Source organism: Comamonas sp. MYb396 (assembly GCF_037479555.1).
In the GTDB taxonomy this organism is placed as follows: domain Bacteria; phylum Pseudomonadota; class Gammaproteobacteria; order Burkholderiales; family Burkholderiaceae_C; genus Comamonas.
Window position 1 is genome coordinate 217875 of the sequence record NZ_JBBGYU010000008.1, and the last position, 22955, is coordinate 240829.

Here is a 22955-nt window from a genome sequence, read left to right on the forward strand (position 1 = left end):
GGGGCGCCCTGGCTGGGGCCAGTGGAGCTTATGAACCAGTGGCCTCCCCAGCCGCCACTGCGGCCCTTGGCGTGGCATCCGCCCCGCCACCCAGCACCTTGTAGAGCGTCACCCGGTTCACCGCTTCCTGCAGCCGCAGGCTGATCAGGTTCTGCTGCGCGCTATAGAGCGAGCGCTGCGAGTCCAGTGCCTCCAGGTAGCTGCTGACGCCCTTGCGGTAACGGGCCTCGGCCAGCTGGTAGCTCTGCTCAGTGGCGCTCACCAGGGCGGCCTGGGCATCGAGCTGTTCGCCGATATGGTCACGGGCCACCAGGGCATCGGCGGTTTCCTTGAATGCCGTCTGGATTGCCAGCTCGTACTGCGCCACGGTGACATCCTTCTGGATCTGGGCCACATCCAGCGATGCCTGCAGCGCGCCAGCATTGAACAGCGGCACGGTGATGCTGGGCATGAAGGACCAGGTACGGGAGCCGGCGCCAAACAGCCCGGACAGCGCATCGCTGCTGCTGCCCGCCGATGCGGTCAGCGAGATGCTGGGGAACAGAGCCGCACGGGCGGCGCCGATATTGGCATTGGCGGCCTGCAGCGTTTGCTCTGCATACAGCACATCGGGGCGCTGCAGCAAGACGCTGGATGGCAGCTCGGCGGCAATCGGCGACAAGGCGAGCGCATCCCTGTTGCTGGCCCCTTGTGCGGCCGGCAACATGGGATCGGCAACGGCGGCGCCCACCACCAGGTCGAGCGCATTCCTGGCCTGGGCCAGGGCTGCGGTGTAGCTGGCCACATCGGCGCGGGCGGTCTCCACACTGGCCTGTACCTGGCGCACATCGATGCCGGAGGCCGCGCCATGCTGGTGCTTGCGCTCGGTCAGCCGCAAGGTCTCGCGCTGGCTTTGCAAGGTTTGCTGGGCCAGCGCCAGCCGCTCCTGGTAGGCGGCCACCGTGAGCCAGTCCGTTGCCACCTCAGCGACCAGGCTCATGCGTGTGCTGCGCTGGGTCTGCGCGGTGGCCAGGTAGCTGGCCAGGGCGGCATCGCTGAGGCTGCGGATGCGGCCAAACAGGTCCAGCTCCCAGCTGCTCAAGCCCAGTTGCACCGTGGCACTGCGGCCCACCTGGGCTTGCCCGCTGCCGCTGGCAGCCGCGCTGGTGCGCGCGGTGGTCTGGCTGGCACTGGCCTGCACCGTGGGCAACAGGTCGGCCTGCTGAATGCGGTACTGGGCCCTGGCCTTTTCAATATTGAGCAAGGCCACGCGCAGATCGCGGTTGTTGTCCAGCGCCATTGCAATGACCTGCTGCAGCCGTGCATCCAGGTAAACGCTGCGCCAGGCCAGCGGCGGCGTGGCTGCGCTGGCGTCGGCCTGGCTTGCCGCCACGGCGCCATTGCCAAAATGTGCCGCAACGGGCGATGCGGGGCGCACATAGTCTGGCGCCATGCTGGCGCATCCACCCAGCGACAGCGCGATGGCGGCCACCAAAGGACTAAGCCAAGCGGGGGAGAGAAAGCAGCGCTGCATTGCGGCGGTCATGGCGTCACCTCGGAGGTGGTTGGCGCAGCCGGTTGGCGGCGCGGGGGGTTGCGGAAGATGCTGCGCACCAGGATGTAGAACAGCGGCACAAAGAAGATGCCCAGCACGGTGGAGGCCAAGGTGCCGCCCAGCACACCGGTGCCCAGCGAATGCCGCCCGCCCGAGCCCGCACCGCTGCTGACCACCAGGGGCAGCACGCCCAGCATGAAAGCCAGCGAGGTCATCAAGATGGGGCGCAGGCGCTGCCGGGCCGCTTCGAGCGTGGCGTCGAGCAGGGATCGGCCCTGCTCCTCCAGCTCCTTGGCGAACTCGACGATCAGGATGCCGTTCTTGGCCGCCAGACCAATCGTGGCCAGCAAGCCGACCTGGAAGTACACGTCGTTGCTGAGGCTGCGCAAGGAGGTGAACATCAGCGCACCCACCACGCCAATGGGCACGGCCAGCATCACCGAGAACGGGATAGACCAGCTCTCGTACAGCGCGGCCAGGCACAGGAAGACAAAGAGCAGCGATACCGCATAGAGCAGCGGCGCCTGTGCACCCGATTGCTGCTCCTGGTAGGACAGGCCGGACCAGGCATAGCCAATGCCGGTGGGCAGCTGCTGCACCAGGCGGGCCATTTCCTGCATGGCCGCGCCCGAGCTCACGCCCTCGGCCGCCTGGCCGCTGATCTGCATCGACGCCGAGCCGTTAAAGCGCGCCAGCGATGCAGGCGCATAGCTCCAACCGGTGTTGGAGAAGGCCGAGAACGGTACCATCTCCTTGTCACCATTGCGCACGGTCCAGCGGCCAATGTCCTGGGGCAGCATGCGTGCGTCGGCCTCGCCCTGCACATAGACCTTCTTGATCCGCCCCCGGCTGACAAAGTCATTCACATAGGTGCTGCCCAGCGCCGTCGACAGCGTGCTGTTGATGTCGCTCTGGCTCAGGCCGAGCGCGCCAGCCTTGGCGTCGTCGATCTTGAGATCGAAGCTGGGCGCGTCTTCCAGGCTGGCGTAGCGCACCGCCGTCAGCTTGTCGCTTTTGGCGGCCAGCGCCAGCAACTGCTGGCGCGCGGCCACCAGGGCCTCATGGCCGGCACCACCCAGGTCCTGCAGCTCCAGGCTGAAGCCGGCGCTCTGCCCCAGGCCGGGAATGCCCGAGGGGGCCATCGCAAAGATCTGCGCGTCATGGAATTTCTGCGACATCTCGCGGGTGATGCGCATGCCAATGGCGGCGGCGTTCGACTCGCGTTCGCCCCAGTCCTTGAGCCGCACAAAGCCCATGCCGGAGTTCTGGCCGCTGCCGCCGGTGCTGAAGCCGGCCACGGCCATCAGCGAATCCACCTCGGGCTGCTGGCGCACATAGTCCGACAGCTGGTCCATGACGGTAAGCGTTTGCTCCTGCGTGGCGCCAGACGGCAGCTTGACCTGCACCATCAGCATGCCCTGGTCTTCCTCAGGCAGGAAGGAGGTGGGCAGCTTCCAGAACAGCAAGCCCATCGCGCAGACGATCACCGCATAGCCCAGCAGGCCCAGCTTGCGGTGGCGCGCCACCTGGTGCACGCCGCCATGGTAGCGCTGCGTCAGCCGCTCAAAGCGGCGGTTGAACCAGGCAAAGAAGCGCCCCAGCGGCCCCCGCACGCTGGCATGGCCGCCCTTCTCAATGGGCTGCAACATCGATGCGCACAGCGCTGGCGTCAAGGTCATCGCGACCACCACCGACAGCAGCATGGCCGAGGCGATGGTGACCGAGAACTGGCGGTAGATGGCACCAGTGGAGCCGCCAAAGAAGGCCATCGGCAAGAACACCGCCGTCAGCACCAGCGCAATACCCACCAGTGCGCCGGTGATCTGGCCCATGGATTTGCGCGTGGCGTCATAGGGCGACAAGCCCTCTTCGCTCATCAGGCGCTCGACGTTCTCCACCACGACGATCGCGTCGTCCACCAACAGGCCAATGGCCAGCACCATCGCAAACATCGACAAGGTATTGATCGAATAGCCCAGCAGCGCTAGCACGCCAAAGGTGCCCATCAGCACCACCGGCACGGCAATGGCAGGGATCAAGGTCACGCGCCAGTTCTGCAGGAACAGGTACATGATGGCCACCACCAGCACCACGGCCTCCAGCAGCGTCTTGACCACCTCCTCGATGGAGATCTTCACAAAGGGCGTGGTGCTGTAGGCCACGTGGTAGCTCAGCCCGCTGGGGAAGAACGGCGACAGCTCCTGCAGCTTGGTCTCCAGCGCTTTCGACACATCCAGCGCATTGGCCCCGGATGCCAGCTCGATACCCATGCCGGCGGCCGCCTTGCCGTTGAACTTGCTGACGGCGGAATAGGACTTGCTGCCCAGCTCGACCCGGGCCACATCCGACAGGCGGATGGCAGCGCCCGAGGTGTCGGACTTGACGACGATGGCCTTGAACTCATCCACCGTCTTGAGGCGGCTGCGCGAATTGACGGTGGCGCTGAGCCGCTGGCCCTGCACCGAGGGCAGCGCACCCAGCGAGCCCGAAGAGACATCCGAGTTCTGCGCGCTGATGGCGGCGGTGATGTCGGAGGGCATCAGCGAATAGGTGCGCAGCTTGTCCGGATCCAGCCAGATGCGCATCGAGTACTCCGAGCCCATGACCTGCACATTGCCCACACCGGAGACCCGGCTGATCGGGTCCTGCAAGGTCGAGACCATGTAGTCGGCGATATCGGTGGCGTCCAGGCTGCCGTCGCTCGACGTGAAAGCCAGCACCAAAAAGATATTGCCCGAGGCCTTGGTCACCGTCACCCCGGTGCTCTGCACCGCATCAGGCAGCATCGATTGCGCCTGCTGCAGCTTGTTCTGCACCTGCACCTGGGCGGTATCGGGATCGGTGCCGGAGGCAAAGGTCAAGGTGACCTGGGCACTGCCCGACGAGGTACTGCTGGACGACATGTACAGCAGGTTGTCCAGGCCGGTCATGTTCTGCTCGATCACCTGGGTGACCGAGTTCTCGGTGGTCTCGGCCGAGGCGCCTGTGTAGGTGGCGCGGATCGATACGCTGGGCGGCGCGATATCCGGATACTGCTCCACCGGCAGCGTGAAGACGGCCAACGCGCCCGCGAGCGTGATGACGATGGCGATGACCCAGGCAAAGATGGGCCGGTCAATAAAAAAACGTGCCATGGCTGGACCTCAGCGTTGGGACGTGGATGCCGAATGGCCCGCGGCCTGCGCTTGCAGGGCGCTGTCTGCCTGGGCTTCTACCTGCGCGTTCTGCTGCGCTGGCGCCTGCGCCTGCTGCTGCGCCTGCACCGTCCGCACTTGCACCGAGTCACCGGCAGCCACCTTGCTGCCGCCTTCGACCACCAGGCGCTCACCCGCCTGCAGCCCGTCAGTGATGACCCACTGGTCCTTGATGGCCTCGCCCGCCTGCACCACGCGCTCGCTCACCTTGTCGTCGCTGCCCACCAGCTTGACGACGGCCTCGCCCCGGGTGTTGCGGCTCACCACCGACTGCGATACCAGGATGGCATGCTCATTCACCGCCAACGGCAGCACGGCCCGCACATAGGCGCCGGGCAGCAGCAGGCCGCTGGGGTTGGGCACCACCGCGCGCAAGGTGATATTGCCGGTGCCGGTGCCTACCGAGGTGCCGACAAACTCCAGGGTGCCTGGATGCGCATAGGTACTGCCATCCTCCAGCACGATCTGCACCTGCGTCTTGCCATTCACTGCCTTGAGCGCGCCGCTGTCCATCTGCTTGCGCAGCGCCAGCAGCTGGGCGCTGGTTTGCGCCACATCCACATAGATGGGATCGAGCTGCTGGATGGTGGTGAGCGCGCTCTCCTGGTTGGCGGTGACCAAGGCCCCCGGCGTGTAGCTGGAAGTCGCAATGCGCCCTGCGATCGGCGCCGTGATGCGGGTGTAATCCAGGTTGATGCGCGCCGTCTGCAGCGATGCCTTGGCGGCCAGCACAGCGGCCTCGGCCTGGCGCAGGGTGGCCAGCGCATCGTCGCTGTCCTGCTCGCTGATGGCATCGATCTGCTGCAGCTCCTTGTAGCGCTGCGCCTTGGGCTTGGCCGAGAGCACGCTCGCCTCCGCCTGGGCCAGGGTGGCGGCCGCATTGTCATAGGCGGCCTGGTAGAAGCGCGGGTCGATCTCGTACAGCGCCTGGCCGGCCTTCACCTGCTGCCCTTCGGTAAACAGGCGTTTGCGGATGATGCCGCCCACCTGGGGCCGCACATCGGAGACCATGTAGGCAACGGTGCGACCCGGCAGCGACTGCTGCATATCCAGCCGCTGCGTGGTCACCGCCTGCACACCAACCGTTGGGGTGGACGGGGCCGGCGGTGCATCGCTGCGGCAGGCGCTCAGCGCCAGGGCGCCCAGCAGCAGGCAGCAGCGGCAGGGCAAAGTGAGAGAAGAGAAGGATCGTTTCAGCATGCGGCTCCAGATAGGTGCGATGGAGGGGCATGCTAAAAATCAAATGTGCAGGAAATCCGAAGATCGCCAGCCCCATGGGGATACCGCTTGTGCTTGGGGCAGGACTGCGGCCCAATACAGCCATCGCCTGCATTTTTCCGTCCCTCTTTTACCCATCCGCCTTCATGAAGCTCGGCATCTCCGCCAAACTGTTCATCGCCATCCTCGCCGCCTGTGCGGCGGTGCTCACCGTCAACGGCATTGCCAGCCGCATCAGCTTTGAGCGCGACTTTATGGGCTACCTCAACGACCAGGGCGTGGAGCGCATGCGCGAGGTGCTGCCTGCCATCGAAAATGCCTACAAAGCCCATGGCTCCTGGGATTTTGTGCGCGGCCGGCCCGAGGTCTGGTTCTCCTTTATGCGCCCACTCAGCCCTCAAAGCGCCCCACCCGTCTCGGACCAGACCGGCGCCGTGCTGCGCTTTGCACTGCTGGACCTGCACAACCAGCTGGTGATGGGCAATCCCAATGCCGGCAGCGATGCGATACGCATGCCCGTCGCCGTAGATGGCCAGACCGTGGGATCGCTGGTGATGGTGCCGTTTCAGCGGGTGATCGACGCGGGCGACATGCGCTTTTATGAGGCCCAGCTGCGCGCGCGCTGGGTCAATGGCCTGGCCAGCGTAACCGTGGCTGCCGCGCTGGCCTGGCTGGTCTCGGGGGCCTTGCTGCGGCGCATGCGCGATGTCACCCGCAGCATCCACCGCCTGGCAGCGGGCGATTACCGCGAGCGGCTCCAGCCCGCAGGCAATGACGAGCTGAGCCGCCTGGCGCTGGATGTGAACCGCCTGGCCGCGGCGCTGGAAAGCACCGAGGAGAACCGCCGCAGCTTTATGGCCGATATCTCCCACGAACTGCGCACGCCCCTGGCCGTGCTGCGCGCCGAGATTGAGGCCATGCAGGACGGCATCCGCCCGATGACCAAAGCCACCTTGGAGCCGCTGCAGGACGAGGTGCGGCGTCTGGGCAAGCTCATCGACGACCTGCACGACCTGGCCATGACCCAATCGGGCGCCCTCACTTACCGGCTGACGGCGCTGTCCTTGAACCCGCTGCTGGAGCAGGCCGTGACCCATCTGCGCACGCGCTTTGACCATGCCGGGCTGACGCTGGCCTTTGAGCCGGCACAGGCGGACCTGGTGATCCAGGGTGACGAGCGGCGCCTGCAGCAGCTGTTGTCCAACCTGCTGGAGAACTCCCTGCGCTACACCCAAGCCGGTGGCTCGGTCGTGCTGCGCTCGCAGCTGCTGGGCGACCGGGTTCAGGTATGCGTCGAGGATTCCTCACCCGGGGTGCCCGATGCGCAGCTGTCACGGCTGTTCGAGCGCTTTTACCGCGTCGAAGGCTCACGCAACCGCGCCAGCGGCGGCAGCGGCCTGGGCCTGGCGATCTGCGGCAACATTGTGGAAGCGCATGGCGGCAGCATCCGCGCCGAGACCTCCCCGCTTGGCGGCCTGCGCATCGCCATCGAACTGCCCCGAGGTGCCGCATGAACCCGTCGCCCCCCATCAGCGAGCATGTGCTGGTCGTCGAGGACGAGCCGCGCCTGGCCAGCGTCGTCTGCGACTACCTGCATGCAGCCGGCTACAGCAGCCAGTGGATTGCCGACGGCGCGATGGTGATGGACAGCTTCCAGCAGCGCCATACCGATCTGGTGCTGCTGGACCTGATGCTGCCCAACCGCGACGGCATTGCGCTGTGCCGCGATATCCGCGCCATCCGCGCCGTGCCCGTCATCATGGTCACCGCCCGCGTCGAAGAAGTGGACCGGCTGCTGGGCCTGGAAGTGGGCGCCGACGACTACATCTGCAAGCCGTTCAGTCCGCGCGAGGTGATCGCCCGCATCAAGGCCGTTCTGCGCCGCCACAAGTACGTGCCCCAGCAGCACACAAGCACCATCCAGATCGATGAGCAGGCCCACCGTGCTGCCCTGCATGGCCAGTGGCTGGACCTGACTCCCATCGAGTTCCGGCTGCTGCGCATTCTGGCCATGACCCCCGGCCGGGTCTGGTCCCGCGACCACCTGATGAACCATCTCTACGACAATCACCGCATCATCACTGACCGCACCGTGGACAGCCATGTCCGCAATCTGCGCCGCAAGCTCAGTGAGGCCGGCGGCGGCGGCGACCCGGTGCCTTCGATCTACGGTGTGGGGTACCGGTTGGAGATAGGGGATGCCGCCGCTTGAAGCATCGTGATCGCTACGGAGGTCGATGCCATCTGTGTCAGCAGCCGAGCTGGCCACCAGTCGGTTCTGATGGATCTTGCGGCATGGCGGACTGCATGCCCATGGAGTGGCTGCCACTACAAGCCTTCACCGACCTGTGCGTTTGCGGCTGCGCCAGTCGGGTGGCTGGCGGCCCTCACCGTTGGTGAACCTTGCCCATTCGAGGGTAGGATGGGCGGCTCACAGCCACCAACGGTGGTTCGTCGTTGAGCCAACATTGCATCACCCATCCCCAGTGGAAGCCCTCGCTATGCCCACAGAAGCTGAGCTGAACATCGCCGAAATTCCCTATGCCTCAGGAAGGCCCAAGTTCCGATACAGCCGTTTCCTGGCACCAGACGGAACCCGATGGGTGCGACACGGCTTGTTTGTGGCGTACCACGAGAACGGCGTAGTGAGTTCCGAAGGCAGCTACGTCCAGGGTGTGGAACACGGCCTGTGGCGTGAATTCCATGAGAACGGCCAGCCAGCATCAGAAGGTAGCTACCAGCATGGCGAGGAAGTGGGGACATGGCGCTTCTGGGGTGCTGACGGCGTAGAACAGCCATCAGTCGGGCGTGAGCGCTGACGGCCAGTTGCTGCCGTTCAAGCAAGTGGCACAATCCGGCCAGTGTGCAGTCATTGAAATTTTTTTTCAATCGCAGGTACTTGGTGCACGTTGCTGAAAACCTGGTAGCCGTTCTTTGAAGTTCTTAAGCCGATGTTAGAGGACTATTTCACCCTTCAACTGAGATTTGCAGGCCGCTAATCTTCGGTAGCCCACATATCGTTTGCAGCTGCCATCTCCAGTTGCACGAACTTGCGCCGACGTTTGAACCTAATGGGAGTCGAAGGCGAAAAAGCTTGGAACAACTTGCTGAATTTCGCAGATACGAATTCATCTAGTTTGGTAGCCATAGTGGACAAGTGTGTTCACCTTCATGCGTTTTATAGCTCCAACTCCAGCAATTCTGCCTTTGGTTGTTTTTCGTACGAACCGCCCAATGTTGAAGGCGTTGTGCGCATTCATTTCTTGCCGCCGCTGAATCAACAAAGCAGCCCCCTGTCGCAAGAAAGAATCGCCGAAAGAAGGTGCGAGCTGAAGGCCATGTTTGCAGAAATCAGCCTGCTCCAGCCACATGCAAAAGTTGTGCGCGGTGTCTCTTGGCTTTACAACTTAAATGCCTACAAGCGCCTATTCCCCGCTGCTTTTGTGACAGCCATTGAGGAGCCTCGATTTCCTATACACCTAAATGGGACTTCTACTTGGGGTCAAGTTCTGGACTGGCGGCAAAGAGTCAAGCCCGACATAGAGGCGAAGATTGTTAGTGAGCTTCCGAACATGCGTGAACAAGCGCCATGGGAGATTTTTCCGCTTAAGGCCTTGACTACTTATTGTGAACTCGAGAAGTTCTACGAGCACCTTCTTTAGCTACACCGAATGTCTCTTCAGGGTCGAGCCGCAACATTCATGCGCAGCCAATTGGCGCTGCTGGTACGATGCCTCAATTCGGCCAGAAGCAGAAGTACACAATACGAACCCACTGCGACCACTGAACAAAAATTTGGATTGAAATGGCATATACGCTCCAAGCAATCATTGCTAAGTCCGGCTCGCTTCCCAGGGAGTTACCTCAGCCGCTGAAGGTGGTTCATCTACAGACCGATGTGGCGCTTGTACCTCTCGGAGTCGATGCGCGAAAAGCTCTACATCTTCCCTTTCTCCCTCTGACAGATGAAGGAAACCAAGGACTTCCAGTTCAACTCCACGAACTATGTCAACGGCTGAGTCTTGGCTGTTCACTCGCGTACATTGAGGCAGAGTTTTTTGGTGGAGTCGGGATACAGGCGCACGCTCTCTACTCAGATGGCAAATCGCTGGGGTTACCACTCCTCTCGGAAGGAGCCGTCAATGTCGCGCTCCGGTTTGTCGGCAGCCCTCATGGTGCGTCAACGGATGAGTTCGACACCGCAGGTTTGTGCCTCCACCGAGACACAGATAGCTGGCTGAAATAATTAACTGAAAGACCTGTTTTTCGCAGCACATACCGCATCCGTGACACTCAGCTATAGCGAATCAGTCACGCGATGCTACCAACGTACGGCCCATGTACGCGGCTTCCATTAACAGAGACTTTCAAGCCAATGCGCCAAGCAGCACAAGTACTTCATGACATCGACCAGTTCCATCCCGTGGATGGTCATTGGCTAGCACTCGACGACTTACTTGGGGAGTTGTGGTCACTCGGAACTCCACCGCCAGAGTCTTTGCCAGTTCTTTTCGGCGTATTTGAAAGATTTCCTGGCGACGATGGCGCAGGCGTCCTTTGGTTGATTGTCCATGGCATTGAAAGCCTGCCTTATGCCTACGATGCATTGCTCACCGAATCCTATCGCCGCTGCCCCTCCGAAATGGCTGAAATAATGTTAGCCAGACTGGCCAAGTCGGTAGCAGCAAGGTAGCCAAATACTCAAAATCAACGTCGGTCCATGGACGAGCCGATGGTGGGGAGAATAGCTGCTTTTGCTTTGCGTGAAGGCCCTCATTGGGTAGGTCTGCGACAGTCGCGGACCGGCCATCAGCCGTAGCTGAAGGAATGAAGAGTTACATTCAACGCCAGGTTAAAACGCGGACCTGTCGTTGGCAGGACCGACAGCTTGAACCACTGGTTGGGCGGCACGTTCTAGCGCCGCTTCGACAAACCCACGAACAAGGTCGCTGCACATCGGCATTGAGTGCTGCAACTCGTTAAGCCGACGACACAAGTGCTTCACATCCTCCGGCGACAGCAGACCGTTCTCGGAAATGACGCTGCCGTAAACTGGCGTGTTGCGTGAGGCAATTGAGCGCACAAGTGTGAATCCTACCTCACCGCCAGCGCCCGATAGGCTTAGCCAGAGCGAGCCGCCATCGGACGCGGCTGCACAATTTGAAATTAGGTTGAATTCGGTATAGGCCATAGGTGGGTCGTCCAACGTTGAAATGCAGCCGACCGGACGGCGTCGCCAGCCAGAGGCAACTGCGATGACTTGTTAAGCGCTTTTGATTTCATACTGACTTGCCACTTCGCTCAATGATGGACACAAGCTCTTTAAAGCGCTCATTATTAAACCGTAGCGGGGCAACGAAATCCATTGCCTCTTCCCAGCTTAGATGTCGCACTGGTTTCTTGTCATTGACGCTTTCTAAAAAGATCACCGGGGGGAAATGGCTTTCTTGCGCCGTCGGAATTTCAAAGGCCCGAGTGCCCAAGAAGAGCTCATACCAATTGCCATCATCGGAATCAAAGCAAAATCCATATGAACCACCATCACGGTACACATCGGCCGCCCAAATCTTTGCAACTTTCATCAAGCGAATGTAAGGTGGGCGACGGAGCGATGGACGACTACCAGAAAATTTTTTCTTCCGGGACATAAACCGCTGCTTTAGCTTCTTGTGTTAGCCAATCAGAAATGAAAAGGACTTCATTGGTATATGTTCTTGAAGGGTCTTCACCAAACAAGACGCGAATACGATTGCCACAGCTCTTTACCCAACTGGGTGCTCCAGCAGTGATTTCTGCAATGTGAGCTGAATCCGAGAGGACATATTCATCTTGCTCTTTAAAGAATCGAACCCACCAACCAGGAAGCACCACAAGAAGATTTTTTTTACCCCCAAATGGAGAATCTTCAAAATCAAAGCTAGGCTTTGATTGGGAGCTCAATAGCGGGGCCAACGCTTCTTGAATTTGCTCAAGAGAGAAGGCCTTTTGATTTGGCGGAAGCAGCGCATAAAAGCTTAAAGACATTTGATTCCCCAAAGCCTAACGCATAAGTTAACCGGCAACGATGCCGTCAGGGTTGAACACAATGTTGGGCCAGACGCTTGTATGATAGCTATTTCCTTCAGTGTAAACATCTGCACCTCGCACGGAGCGGTTGCCCAAAACTTTCTCTTTATTTATCACGTCACACGGTTGCTGGACGAGATCCGCTAGCGAATTCGTTACTAACACTATAGCTTACGCACTGAGCTGGCCTAGAAAGCAAAGGGAGAGCATGTTTGCAAAAAGAAACTGCTTGCGGCATCCGCTAGACCATTAGGCAGGTGGAAATCGAACATATGCTGGACAACAAGCTGCGGATGGCGGTCGCCACACAACCAGGCTTCATGCTCCAAAATTCATAGTCGGAGGGTCCTTCAGCCCGTTGGACTCCTCAGCGTTGAACATGCCGCCTAACTGAACGACGGCTTTGGAGCTTCTGGCTCGATCGCTGCTCAGGCTCGTTCAGCAACTGCCGCAGACCGACCCGTTTGAGGCATTCACCATTTGTTTCTCTGAACTAACTCTGTAGGGGCTGATAAAGATGCCGTCGCTGTTGATTCGACTTAACCCTCAACTTTTGTCTAATCCAGATCTGGACATTCGCTATGAGCTCCCTGACAGATTGCATGAGCTGTCGAATGGCCTGTTGAGGCCTGATGGCTTCGACTACGAAGATGGAGCAGACGGACTGCTCATCTTCATGGAGGCAGATGATTTGGAGGCAGTGATTCCTGTGGTGATCAACGCTCTGGAGAATGAAGAAGTTTTAGGCAATCGCTTGGCAATGGTTGCGAGAGTGGGTGCTTCGCCCTTCGACAATGCTGATGTGTTATCCGACTTTGTGGTTATCTATCCGCAAGATGAGGCCGGATCGCAGATGGTTTAAATCTTCTCAAGAGAGCTATGGCCCCCGCTGCGCCAGCAACACCACCATGTCCCGCAACTCATCCTGTGCTTGGCTAGCGGTGATGTCCCCCACCATCGCCGCCTGCGACAGCGCATCGGCCGCGCCGAGCATGGCCCAGAGGCTGGCCTTGGGGAGGCTTGGCGTAGCGACCCAGGGCGCCAATGCTGCCTGGCATTTGTCCAGAAACCCCAGCTGGCATTGGCGCTTGAGCTGGGCCAGCTCGGGCGAGCCTTGCAGCGCTGCCAGCACACCGGGGATCTCGCGGCCCTCGGCCAGGCAGCAGCCGATATAGCTGCTGGCAATCACTTCGGCCCGCTGTTGCAGCGTTGGGCCGCTGGCGGCGATGGCGGCGTCGATGATCTGGTTTTGGCGCGCATCGAAATCACGGTACAAGGCCGCCAACAAGCCCTGGCGCGTGCCGAAATGGTCATACACCGTTGGCTTGGTGATGCCCGCCGCCTCGGCCAGGCGCCCCAGGCTGAGCGCATCGGTGCCTTCGCTGGCAACCAGCTGCCAGGCCACATCGAGCAGCTGCGCCAGGCGCTGCTCCTTGGTAAAGCGCTTGCGGGGGCCTGTCGTAGCAGTGGTATCAGTCATGGCGAGGTGGTGGTCTCGGCCGCAAAAAGCGCCGCGCCGATGCGGCGTGCCTCGTCAAAATGCGATTGCGCAAAGCCCTCGTCAGCCTGGCTCAGCAAGCTGGCGCTGACGACCCGTGCGCCACAGTAGTCAAATATGCCGTGCTCGATTTGCGTCTTCATCGCCGTATCGTAGCCGCGTTTGGCATAGGTCTTTCTGCCAGCGGCCCCCAGCGCCACCAGATGCACCGGCAGGCGCTGCAAAATGCCGCGCTCCTCATGGTCATAGGCCCAGCCGTTGGTGAAGACCCGGTCGATCCAGCCCTTGAGCAGCCCCGGAAAAGACCACCAGTACACCGGATAGACAAGTACCAGCGCATCGGCCCGGTCTATGCGCGCCTGCTCGGCAGCGATTTCGGCCGGCAAAGGGCCCTGGTTGCGAAAGTAGGCCAGGTCAGCCGCAGTCTGCCGGGGGTCAAAGCCTTCGGCTGCGAGATCAGCCACTTCAAAGCTGTTCTGCGGATCGGCGGCGCTGATGCCCTGGGCCAGCTCGGCCGCCACCGCATGGGTCAGGGAGGAGAGTTCGGGATGGGCGACGACGATCAATGCATGCATGGAAACTCCTGGGGTGTGTGGCAGGGGAGGTCTTATCCAGACCGAAGGTGACCTTGACCGAAGCGCGCGCCCAACAGATGTGCCGCAGCATTTTTAGGTCAAGTCGATAACATACCAAGAGTAGGATACCTTTAGTATTTAACACTCCTGCGGTGCTGAAAGCCCTACGGTATTTACTGAAAAGTCTGGTCGCCAAGCCCAAGGGCACCGCATCTGCACCAATGCCTTGCCCCATTAAAAAAGGCTGCAAACCCCAGCTTGCAGCCTTTGCTTGAGGGCGCCTGCTACAACAGGCCACCCAATGTTTCCACCCGTCCTCAGGTCACCGAACGCGCCGTATCGCGGCGGATCGATAGCACGCCAATCAGGCCAATAATGGCCGCGGCAATCACAAAATACGCGGGCGACTGCCGGTTCTCGGTCATCTGCACCAGCTTCACAGCCACATAGGGGGCGGTGCCGCCGGCGATGATCACGCCGAAATTCCAGCCGGTGGCAACGCCGGTGTAGCGGTACTGGGGCTGGAACAGCAAGGGCAGCAAGGTGTAGGCGCTGACCTGGGTGGCGACGGTGTTGAGCATCAGCACCACATAGGCCCAGGCGGCAACCATCAAGCTGCGCTCCATCAGTCCCATCATCGGGTAGGTCAGGATGATGTAGCCGATCAGGCCCACGAGCATCAGGCGGCGCAGGCCTATGCGGTCGCCGATATAGCCGCCCAGCGGCATCAGCAGCGCAGACAGGCCAATGGCCAAGGTGGCGACCCAGTACACATTGCCAGCGGGGTAGCCCAGCTGCTTGACCAGGTGGATGCTCATGTAGGTGAGGCCGATGTAGGCCGTGCCATTGGTGGCGGCGCTGATCGCGGTCGATTGCAGCAAGGCCTTGGTTTGCAGGCGGAAGACGGCGCCAATGGGCGAATGCTCCTTCTTCTCGGGCTTGCCCTCATAGGTTTCGCGCACGCGCGTGCGGGCCCAGATGCACAGCAGGGTCAAGGGCAGCGCCAGCAAAAAGGGAATGCGCCAGCCCCAGGCGCTCATCTGCTCGGGCGTGGTGAGTGCAGTGACCGCACCGGCCACGGCTGCTGCCACGGCAAAGCCGCCCGTCGATCCCATGGGGGTGAAGGCGCCAAAGGTGGCCTTCATGTGCGGGGGCGATGACTCCGAGATAAAGGTGGCCGAGCCCCCTACTTCGCCACCGGCCGAAAAGCCTTGCAGCAGCCGCACCAGCACCAGCAAGGCGGTGGCAAAGTAGCCCATCTGCTCAAAGGTCGGCAGCAGGCCCATCAAGGTGCTGCCAATGCCCATGCAAATGAGGGTGCCCAGCAGCGCCGTCTTACGGCCGTACTTGTCACCGATATGGCCAAACACGATGCCGCCCAGCGGCCGCACAAAGTAGGCCGTGCCAAACACCGCCAGTGCGGCCAGCAGCGATACCGTGGGGTCGCCGCTGGGGAAGAACAGCGGCGCAATCACCACCGCCATATAGCCGTAGAGGCTGAAATCGTAGTACTCGATCAAGGTGCCCACAAAACCCGAAACCGCTGCGCGTTTGGCATCGGCGGGTGCTCCGCTCTCGCTGGCCTGCGCTGCTATGTCAGCGCTCAAGGTGTTCGCATTCGTCATGATTCATCCATTCGGAAAGGTGGTTTGGATAAGGGCAGCTGCCTGAGAACCTGTTCAAAGGGCCACCCCGGGGTTCACATCGGCGCCGAGGGCTTTATTGCCCCCTTGTCTCGTGGCACCGGTGTTCAAGACGGAAACCGGGAAATGCTGGGGTGGGTAGGTGCTAGGGCACGACGACTCCTTTGCCAATGGCCTGGCGCTGGCGCACGGCCTCCAGCGCAGCAGGCGTTTCCTCCAGCGAGAAGCGCTGGGAAATCAGCGGCCGCAGCCGCCCCTGGGTGTAAAGCTCGGCCAACGCCTCGATGTCTGCCACCACATGGGCGCGCTCGCGCTGCAGGTAGTCGCCCCAGAACACGCCAACGATGGCGCAGCCTTTGAGCAAGGGCAGATTGAGTGCGATGCGCGGAATCTCGCCCCCGGCAAAGCCCAGCACCAGAAAGCGCCCGCGCCAGGCGGTGCTGCGCAGGGCCGGTTCGCTGAAGCGCCCGCCCACCACATCGCAGACCACATCCACGCCCCGCCCACCGGTGATGGCCTTGAGCCGCTCGCGCAGGTCCTCGCGTTCGTAGTCGATGGTTTCATCCGCGCCATACGCGCGGCAGGCGGCCAGTTTTTGCGGCGACGAGGCTGCCGCAATCACCCTTGCGCCCAGGGCCTTGGCCAGCTCAATGCAGGCAATGCCCACACCGCCTGCTGCGCCCAGCACCAGCACCGTCTCGCCCGCTGCCAGGTCTGCCCGGTCGCGCAGCGCGTGGTAGGCCGTGCCATAGGTCATCAAGAGGGAGCCCGCCACCTCAAACGGCAGGCCGGCCGGCATGGGGAAGAGCGCAGCAGGCTGCACGCAGATCTGCTGCGCAAACGCGCCCCAGCCCACAAAGCCGATCACCGCCTGGCCTTGGCGCACGCCCTGCACGTCGGCACCCAGCTCTTCGACCACGCCAGCAAATTCGCCCCCAGGGCTGAACGGCAGTGTCGGCTTGAACTGGTAACGGTTTTCGATGATGAGGGTGTCGGGGTAGTTGATGCCGGCCGCCTTGACAGCGACGACCACCTCGCCGGGCGCGGGCTGCAGCGCAGGCAGATCGCGCAGCTGCAGCGCCGATGGCGGGCCAAACTGTTCGCAGACGACGGCCTTCATCACGCGCCTCCTTGCTTGAACATCCGGCGCACCACCGACTCGGCCACACAGGCCGGTTTGCTCTGGCCCTCCAGCTCTACCGTGGCGTTGAAGAGCATCTGCACCCCGCCGGCCACCAGGCTGAGCTCCGCCAGCACAAAGCGGCTGCGCACCCGGCTGCCCGCCCGCACCGGCTGCATAAAGCGCACCCGGTTCAGGCCGTAGTTGATGCCCAGGTCGCAAAACGGCAGCAGCCCGGGCATAAAGTCCTCGTAATGCTTGCCGAGCAGCGACAGCGTGAGAAAGCCATGCGCAATCGTGCCGCCAAAGCCGGACTCCTGCGCCGCGCGCGCCGGGTCTACATGCAGCCACTGAAAATCCCCGGTCGCCTCGGCAAAGCGGTCGATGCGGGTCTGGTCCACCTCCACCCAAGGGCTGACATACAGCTCGGTGCCGGTCAGCGCCTGCAGATCGTCCACGCTCTGGCAGGCGGGCACCTGCAGGCCAGGGTCCTGGGCGGGCGGGTTCCGTAAATCGTTCATATCGCCTCCTTAGCGCCCCATGAACACGGGGCTGCGCTTGTGCAAAAAGGCCTGCACCGCTTCCTGGAAATCCTCGGTCATGAGGCCCAGCACCTGGGCATGGTTCTCCAGCTCCATGGCTGCGGCCAGGCTCGGGGCGTCCAGGTTTTGCCACATCAGACGCTTGGTGTGGGCGGTGGCATACGGCGCATGGGCGGCGATCTGGCGCGCGCACTGCAAGGCCCGCTCCAGCAGCTCGGCAGCAGGCAGCACCTCGCTCACCAGGCCTATGCGCAGCGCCTCGTCCGCAGCGACGGGCCGGCCGCTCAGCATCAGCTCAAAGGCGCGCCCCGCGCCAATGAGGCGCGGCAGGTGGTAGCTGATGCCGCATTCGCCGGCGGTGATGCCGATCTTGATGGCCCCCACATGGAAGGCCGCCTGCTGCGCGGCAAAGCGCACATCGGCCGCCAAGGCCAGCGCCATGCCGGCGCCGACTGCCACGCCGTTGACAACGGCGATCACCGCCACGCTGGTCTCGCGCAGGCGCTGCACCAGGCCGGCAAAGCTCTGCTGCAAGTCCATGTTCTCGCGCACGGTGGCCGGCAGCTGCCCGTTCTCGTCCAGCAAGGATTTGAGGTTCAGCCCGGCGCAAAAGCCCTCCCCCTCGCCGCTGATGACCAGCACGCGCAGGCTCGCATCCGCCAGGCAGGCATCCAGCAGCGCATGCAGAAACTGCAGATCGGGCAGGCTCAGCGCATTGAGGCGCGTGGCACGCGTCAGGCGCAGCAAGGCAATGCCCGGCTGCAGGGATTCCAGGGTAGCGGCATCATTTGGCATGCGGGCGCCCTCCTTCAAGCCTGGGCGGCCAGCAGCTCTTGGCGCAGCACGCGCTTGAGCAGCTTGCCGTTGGCATTGCGCGGCAGCAGATTACGGCTGATGGTGAAGCTCTCGGGCACCTTGTAGTCGGCCAGGCGTTCTGCGCAAAAGCGGCGCAGCGCCTCGGCCTCGGTGTGCCTGTCGTCGCGCAAGGTCACAAACACATGCACGCGCTCGCCCAGCACCGGGCAGGGTTTGGCCACGACGGCGGCCTCCAGCACATCGGGGTGTTCGCACAAGGCGTTCTCCACCTCCACGCTGAAGATCTTGTAGCCGCCCCGGTTGAGCATGTCCTTGCGCCGGTCCATCACATAGACAAAGCCCTGCGCGTCCATGCGGCCCACATCGCCGCTGCGCCAGTAGCCAGCCACAAAGTTCTCCTGCGTGGCCTGTAGGTTGTTCCAGTAGCCCTTGGCCACCATCGGGCCCTTGAGCCAGAGCTCGCCCACCTCATCGGCCGGCAAGGGTCGGCCATCGTCGTCCATCACCGCAATATCGGCGCAAGGCAGCGCCAGGCCCACGCTGGCCAGATGCTCGCGCGTCAGCTGCGCGGGCATCACCGCCACGGGCGACGTGGTCTCGGTCGCGCCATAGCAGTTGGACAGGCGCAGACCCGGCAGCCACTGCGCCAGCCGGTCGATGGTCTCGGGCGGCATCGGCGCGCCGCCAAAGCCGCCCACGGTCCAGTGCGACAGGTCATGCTGGCGGTAGTTCTCCTGCAGCAACAGCAACTGGTACATCGCCGGCACCATGATCGTGAAGCTGATGCGCTCCTGGGCGGCCAGCGGCAGCATCTCGGCCGCCTTGAAATGCGGTACCACCACCAGGGTGCCGCCCAGGCCCAGGGTCACCGCCATCAACGCCACCAGGCCGGTGACATGGCTGAGCGGCACTACCGCGCAGCCCCGCACCGAGGCATCCAGACCCAGCGCCTGCGCGTAGTGCAGGATGGTATGCACAATGCCCAGGTGGGTCAGCATCGCCCCCTTGGGGAAACCGGTGGTGCCCGAGGTGTAGACCAGCATCGCCAGGTCTTCCTCATCCAGCGCCTCGCACTGCGGCAGCGGCGCATGGGCCAGCAGCTGCGCAAAGGCCTGGGCGGCATCGGGCGCGCCGCCCACCACCACCTGGTGCCGCAGCGCTGGCGTCTCGCCCCTGCCGGCCACCACGGCGCCCAGCGCTGCGTCATGGACCAGCACCACCGCTTCGCAGTCGCGCAGGATGTAGCCAATGCCGGCCGATTGGTCGCGGATGCTCAGCGGCACCACCACCGCGCCGATGGCCATCGTGGCATAGGAGGCAATGACAAACTCGGGGCCATTGCCCAGCAGCAGCGCCACGCGGTCACCCTTGGCCACACCGCGTGCGCGCAGCGCAGCCGCCACGCGCATGACCTGGTCTTGCAGCTGCGCCCAACTCAGGCGCTGCGCGCCGCAGACCAGGGCCTCGGCCTCAGGTTGGCGCCGGGCGGCCTGCAGCCACATACGGATGACATCGTTGGGCCGCTCGGCAAAGCAGCGCATCACACGCTGGTCGTAATGGGTTTCCAGCCGCAGCTGGGGGGTGGTTGTGGGGATGGGGGTGGTGGTTGTAGTGACGGGGGTGGACGCGGTCATGGTCATCAAGCCTCCTGCAGCACGGCTGCCTCGGGCATGCCAGCGCGGCGCGCGGCGCTGGCCAGCGCCTCCTGGCACTCGGCCACCATGCGCTGCACCAGCGCTTCGCAGCTGGGCACATCGTTCACCAGGCCCACCACCTGGCCGGCCCAGACCAGGCCGCCATCGACATCGCCGCTGTGCAGCGCAGCGCGGCCGCGCTGGCCGGCGACCAGCGGGTGGATCTCGGCAAACTCGCAGCCGCCGGACCGGCGCTCGGTGGCCACCACCTGGTCCGAGATCGCGTTTTTCAGCACCCGGCCGGTGTTGCGGAAGCTGCGAAAGATCAGCTGGGTATCGCGCTCGCCAGCGTTGACCAGCGCGCGCTTGATGTCGTCGTGGATCGGTGCCTCGACCGTCGCGCAAAAGCGCGTGCCCATGTTCACGCCCTCGGCGCCCAAGGCCAGTGCTGCGGCCAACCCCTGCCCATCGGCAATGCCGCCCGATGCGATCACCGGAATGCGCAGCGCGCGGGCGGCCAGCGGGATCAGCACCAGGCCGGCCACATCGTCCTCGCCCGGGTGGCCGGCGCATTCAAAGCCATCGATGCTGACGGCATCGACCCCATTGCGCTCGGCCGACAGTGCATGGCGCACGCTGGTGCATTTGTGCACGATGCGCATATGGCCGCGCTTGGCTTTCTCGATAAAGGCCACGGGGCTGTTGCCGGCGGTCTCCAGCACGCGCACACCGCTGTCGATGACCGCATCCAGGTAGGCCTCATAGGGGGGCGGCTTGGCCGAGGGCAGAATTGTCAGGTTCACGCCAAAGGGCTGGTCCGTCATCTCCCGGCAGCGGGCGATCTCGCGTGCCAGCGCCTCGGGCGTGGGCTGGGTCAGCGCCGTCAGCACGCCCAGGCCGCCGGCGTTGGAGACGGCTGAGGCCAGCTCCGCCGTGCCCACCCACTGCATGCCGCCCTGGATGATGGGGTAGCGGATGCCCAGCAATTGCGTAATACGTGTCTTCATAGGATGCCTGTGGCTTGCGTTCATGAATGGGTTGATCGATCAACGGCTCAGCGGCCTTGAAACCGCGCTGCGCGCTTGTCGCGGAAGGCGCTGATGCCTTCCTGAAAATCGGCCGTTCCGGCGCACTGGGTAAAGCTCTCCGCTTCCTTGTCCAGATGGGCGTCCAGCCCGCGCTCCAAGGCGCTGCGCAGCAGCTGCTTCATATGGCCCAGCGCATGCGTGGGGCCCTGGGCCAGGCGCTGCACCAGGGTTTCGGCCTCGGCTGCCAGGCTATCCTTGGCGACCACGCGGTTGACGAGGCCCAGGCGCAGGGCCTCGGCCGCCTCCACCGTGTCGCCCAGCAGCGCCAGCTCCATCGCCTTGCGCAGGCCCAGCACACGCGGCAGGCCCCAGGAGGTGGAGCAGTCGCAGCTTGCGCCGATCAGCGGATAGGCCACGCCAAAGCGCGTGCCCTCGGCAGCAATCGCCAGGTCGCAGGCCAGCATCAGCCCCAGGCCGCCCCCCGCCACCGCGCCTTGCACCGCACAGACCACGGGGGCCTGCAAGGCGGTCAGCAGGCGGATGCCGCCATGCATGCCGGCAATCAGCGTTGCTGCGGCCTGCTGCGGATCGGCGCGCATTTCATCGAGGTCGCCTCCGGCCATAAAGGCCCTGCCCTCGCCTGTGATGAGTACGGCGCGCACCAGCGGGTCAGCGGCGATGTCCTGGCAGGCCTGGTGAAAGGCGGCTGCCATGCCACGGTCAATGGCGTTGAGCGCCTGGGGGCGGTTGAAGCGGATATGGGCCACGGCGCCGTTGCGCCAGTGCAGCACGCTGCCATCGGGGTTCTGGTCGGGATAGGTCATCGCAGGCGCTTCAGTGGCTGGTGCTGTAGTAGGCGGCGGTGGCGCCCAGGTTGTCGCGTGCGCGGGCCAGCTCGGCGCGGGCAATCGCACGCAGGTGCACTTCGTCCGGGCCGTCAAAAAAGCGCATCGCCCGACCCCAGGACCAGAGGTAGGACAAGGGGGTATCGGGCGTGATGCCCATGGCACCGAACACCTGGATGGCGCGGTCCAGCACGCGGGTCTGCAGCTGCGCCGCCACCAGCTTGATGGCCGACACATCGATGTGCGCGGCCTTGTTGCCGAACATGTCCATCTTCCAGGCGGCCTGCAGCACCAGCAACCGCGCCTGGTCGATCTCGACGCGGGACTGGGCGATCCAGTCCTGCACATTGGCGTAATCGCTCAGGTGCTTGCCAAAGGCGCGGCGGGTGAGTGCGCGCTCGCACATCATCTCGACCGCCAGCTCGCACTGGCCGATGGTGCGCATGCAGTGGTGCACCCGGCCAGGGCCCAGGCGTGCCTGCGCCAGCGCAAAGCCGCTGTGCTCCTCGCCCAACAGGTTGCTGACGGGCACGCGCACATCGGTGTAGGTCACCTCGCAATGCCCTTCGGGCGCATGGTGGTGCATGATCGCCACATTGCGCACGATGTTCAGGCCCGGTGTGTCCAGCGGCACGATGACCATCGAATGGCGCTGGTGGCGGGGCGCATCGGGGCTCTCGTCGCTCACCCCCATGACGATGGCGAACTTGCAGTTCGGGTGCAGCGCACCGGTGGTAAACCACTTGCGGCCGTTGATCACGTACTCATCGCCCTCGCGGCGGATCGTGGTGCAGATATTGGTGGCATCGGACGAGGCGACATCGGGCTCGGTCATCGAAAAGCAGGAGCGGATGCTGCCGTCGAGCAAGGGCTTGAGCCAGCGCTCGTGCTGCTCGGGCGTCGCAAACAGGTGCAGCAGCTCGGTGTTGCCGGTATCGGGCGCATTGCAGTTGAACACCTCGGCCGACCAGTAGACCCGGCCGATGATTTCGGCCAGCGGGCTGTACTGCATATTGCTCATGCGGGTGCCGGGTTCATCGTCTCGCAGGCCGGGCAGGAAGAGGTTCCACAAACCGGCCTCGCGCGCCAGCTGCTTGAGCGGCTCGACCACCTCGGTCGGGTAGGCGCCGGTGGCCGCGATGCGCTCGTAGTCGTGGTAGCGGGGCACCACATGGCGCTCCATGAACTGGCGCAGCGTGCGCTGCATCTGCTGCGTGTCCTCGGGGTACTGGAAGTTCAAGA

22 protein-coding genes are annotated in these 22955 nt (G+C 63.3%); 6 read left to right on the forward strand and 16 right to left on the reverse strand.

Annotated elements, in window-relative coordinates:
* Window positions 1–28 precede the first annotated feature (28 nt).
* From WH265_RS18575 to WH265_RS18585, 3 genes are read right to left on the reverse strand one after another with little or no spacing between them, the layout of a single operon-like run.
* Window positions 29–1525 (reverse strand): efflux transporter outer membrane subunit, encoded by a 1497-nt coding sequence (locus WH265_RS18575; RefSeq protein ID WP_339559243.1) that lies wholly within the window; start codon window positions 1523–1525, stop codon window positions 29–31.
* Entirely contained in the window at window positions 1522–4668 is a 3147-nt protein-coding gene (locus tag WH265_RS18580) for an efflux RND transporter permease subunit (protein ID WP_339559244.1), read from the reverse strand. The genes WH265_RS18575 and WH265_RS18580 overlap by 4 nt, the downstream gene beginning before the upstream one ends.
* 9 nt (window positions 4669–4677) lie before the next feature.
* Window positions 4678–5928 carry an efflux RND transporter periplasmic adaptor subunit gene (locus tag WH265_RS18585; protein WP_339559245.1) on the reverse strand — a complete coding sequence of 417 codons (1251 nt, stop codon included), beginning with the start codon at window positions 5926–5928 and terminating at the stop codon, window positions 4678–4680.
* A 164-nt stretch (window positions 5929–6092) separates the two neighbouring features.
* Between WH265_RS18585 and baeS the strand changes: the two genes are divergently transcribed.
* The 5 genes from baeS to WH265_RS18610 all read left to right on the forward strand — a co-directional run bounded on the left by baeS (window position 6093) and on the right by WH265_RS18610 (window position 10639).
* Complete coding sequence (gene baeS, locus WH265_RS18590) at window positions 6093–7460, forward strand: sensor histidine kinase efflux regulator BaeS (protein WP_339559246.1); 1368 nt, start codon at window positions 6093–6095, stop codon at window positions 7458–7460.
* Entirely contained in the window at window positions 7457–8158 is a 702-nt protein-coding gene (locus tag WH265_RS18595; RefSeq protein ID WP_339559247.1) for a response regulator, read from the forward strand. Before baeS ends, WH265_RS18595 begins: the two co-directional genes overlap by 4 nt.
* A 289-nt stretch (window positions 8159–8447) precedes the next feature.
* Window positions 8448–8765 carry a toxin-antitoxin system YwqK family antitoxin gene (locus WH265_RS18600; RefSeq protein ID WP_339559248.1) on the forward strand — a complete coding sequence of 106 codons (318 nt, stop codon included), beginning with the start codon at window positions 8448–8450 and terminating at the stop codon, window positions 8763–8765.
* 252 nt (window positions 8766–9017) lie between these two features.
* Window positions 9018–9608, forward strand: a complete 591-nt coding sequence (locus WH265_RS18605) for a hypothetical protein (RefSeq protein WP_339559249.1) — start codon at window positions 9018–9020, stop codon at window positions 9606–9608.
* A gap of 713 nt (window positions 9609–10321) precedes the next feature.
* The gene (locus tag WH265_RS18610; RefSeq protein WP_339559250.1) at window positions 10322–10639 is read left to right on the forward strand and encodes a hypothetical protein; all 318 of its coding nucleotides are present in this window, start codon (window positions 10322–10324) and stop codon (window positions 10637–10639) included.
* 159 nt (window positions 10640–10798) lie between these two features.
* On the opposite strand, the gene WH265_RS18615 is transcribed toward WH265_RS18610, so the two are convergent.
* The 3 genes from WH265_RS18615 to WH265_RS18625 all read right to left on the reverse strand — a co-directional run bounded on the left by WH265_RS18615 (window position 10799) and on the right by WH265_RS18625 (window position 11970).
* Window positions 10799–11137 carry a hypothetical protein gene (locus tag WH265_RS18615; protein ID WP_339559251.1) on the reverse strand — a complete coding sequence of 113 codons (339 nt, stop codon included), beginning with the start codon at window positions 11135–11137 and terminating at the stop codon, window positions 10799–10801.
* 88 nt (window positions 11138–11225) lie between these two features.
* Window positions 11226–11594, reverse strand: coding sequence for a hypothetical protein (locus WH265_RS18620; protein ID WP_339559252.1), 369 nt, complete (start codon window positions 11592–11594; stop codon window positions 11226–11228).
* A complete protein-coding gene (locus WH265_RS18625; protein WP_339559253.1) occupies window positions 11566–11970 on the reverse strand; it encodes a hypothetical protein in 405 nt (134 codons plus the stop codon). Before WH265_RS18625 ends, WH265_RS18620 begins: the two co-directional genes overlap by 29 nt.
* Window positions 11971–12529: 559 nt before the next feature.
* On the opposite strand from WH265_RS18625, the gene WH265_RS18630 reads away from it, so the two are divergent.
* Complete coding sequence (locus tag WH265_RS18630; protein ID WP_339559254.1) at window positions 12530–12874, forward strand: hypothetical protein; 345 nt, start codon at window positions 12530–12532, stop codon at window positions 12872–12874.
* Between the two features lie 15 nt (window positions 12875–12889).
* Here WH265_RS18630 and WH265_RS18635 read toward each other — a convergent pair whose 3' ends face one another.
* From WH265_RS18635 to WH265_RS18680, 10 genes are all read right to left on the reverse strand, one after another.
* Window positions 12890–13492, reverse strand: a complete 603-nt coding sequence (locus WH265_RS18635) for a TetR/AcrR family transcriptional regulator (protein ID WP_339559255.1) — start codon at window positions 13490–13492, stop codon at window positions 12890–12892.
* Window positions 13489–14085, reverse strand: coding sequence for an NAD(P)H-dependent oxidoreductase (locus tag WH265_RS18640; RefSeq protein WP_339559256.1), 597 nt, complete (start codon window positions 14083–14085; stop codon window positions 13489–13491). Before WH265_RS18640 ends, WH265_RS18635 begins: the two co-directional genes overlap by 4 nt.
* A 317-nt stretch (window positions 14086–14402) precedes the next feature.
* The gene (locus tag WH265_RS18645) at window positions 14403–15710 is read right to left on the reverse strand and encodes an MFS transporter (RefSeq protein ID WP_339559257.1); all 1308 of its coding nucleotides are present in this window, start codon (window positions 15708–15710) and stop codon (window positions 14403–14405) included.
* 163 nt (window positions 15711–15873) lie between these two features.
* Complete coding sequence (locus WH265_RS18650) at window positions 15874–16848, reverse strand: NADPH:quinone oxidoreductase family protein (RefSeq protein ID WP_339559258.1); 975 nt, start codon at window positions 16846–16848, stop codon at window positions 15874–15876.
* Window positions 16848–17369, reverse strand: coding sequence for a MaoC family dehydratase (locus WH265_RS18655; RefSeq protein ID WP_339559259.1), 522 nt, complete (start codon window positions 17367–17369; stop codon window positions 16848–16850). Before WH265_RS18655 ends, WH265_RS18650 begins: the two co-directional genes overlap by 1 nt.
* Before the next feature lie 9 nt (window positions 17370–17378).
* Complete coding sequence (locus WH265_RS18660) at window positions 17379–18185, reverse strand: enoyl-CoA hydratase/isomerase family protein (RefSeq protein ID WP_339559260.1); 807 nt, start codon at window positions 18183–18185, stop codon at window positions 17379–17381.
* Window positions 18186–18199: 14 nt separating this feature from the next.
* Entirely contained in the window at window positions 18200–19840 is a 1641-nt protein-coding gene (locus WH265_RS18665) for a class I adenylate-forming enzyme family protein (protein ID WP_339559261.1), read from the reverse strand.
* Between the two features lie 5 nt (window positions 19841–19845).
* Window positions 19846–20847, reverse strand: coding sequence for an NAD(P)H-dependent flavin oxidoreductase (locus tag WH265_RS18670; RefSeq protein ID WP_339559262.1), 1002 nt, complete (start codon window positions 20845–20847; stop codon window positions 19846–19848).
* 47 nt (window positions 20848–20894) lie between these two features.
* Window positions 20895–21692, reverse strand: coding sequence for an enoyl-CoA hydratase/isomerase family protein (locus tag WH265_RS18675; protein ID WP_339559263.1), 798 nt, complete (start codon window positions 21690–21692; stop codon window positions 20895–20897).
* A gap of 10 nt (window positions 21693–21702) precedes the next feature.
* Window positions 21703–22953: an acyl-CoA dehydrogenase family protein gene (locus tag WH265_RS18680; RefSeq protein WP_339559264.1), complete on the reverse strand. Its 1251-nt coding sequence runs from the start codon at window positions 22951–22953 to the stop codon at window positions 21703–21705.
* Window positions 22954–22955 lie beyond the last annotated feature (2 nt).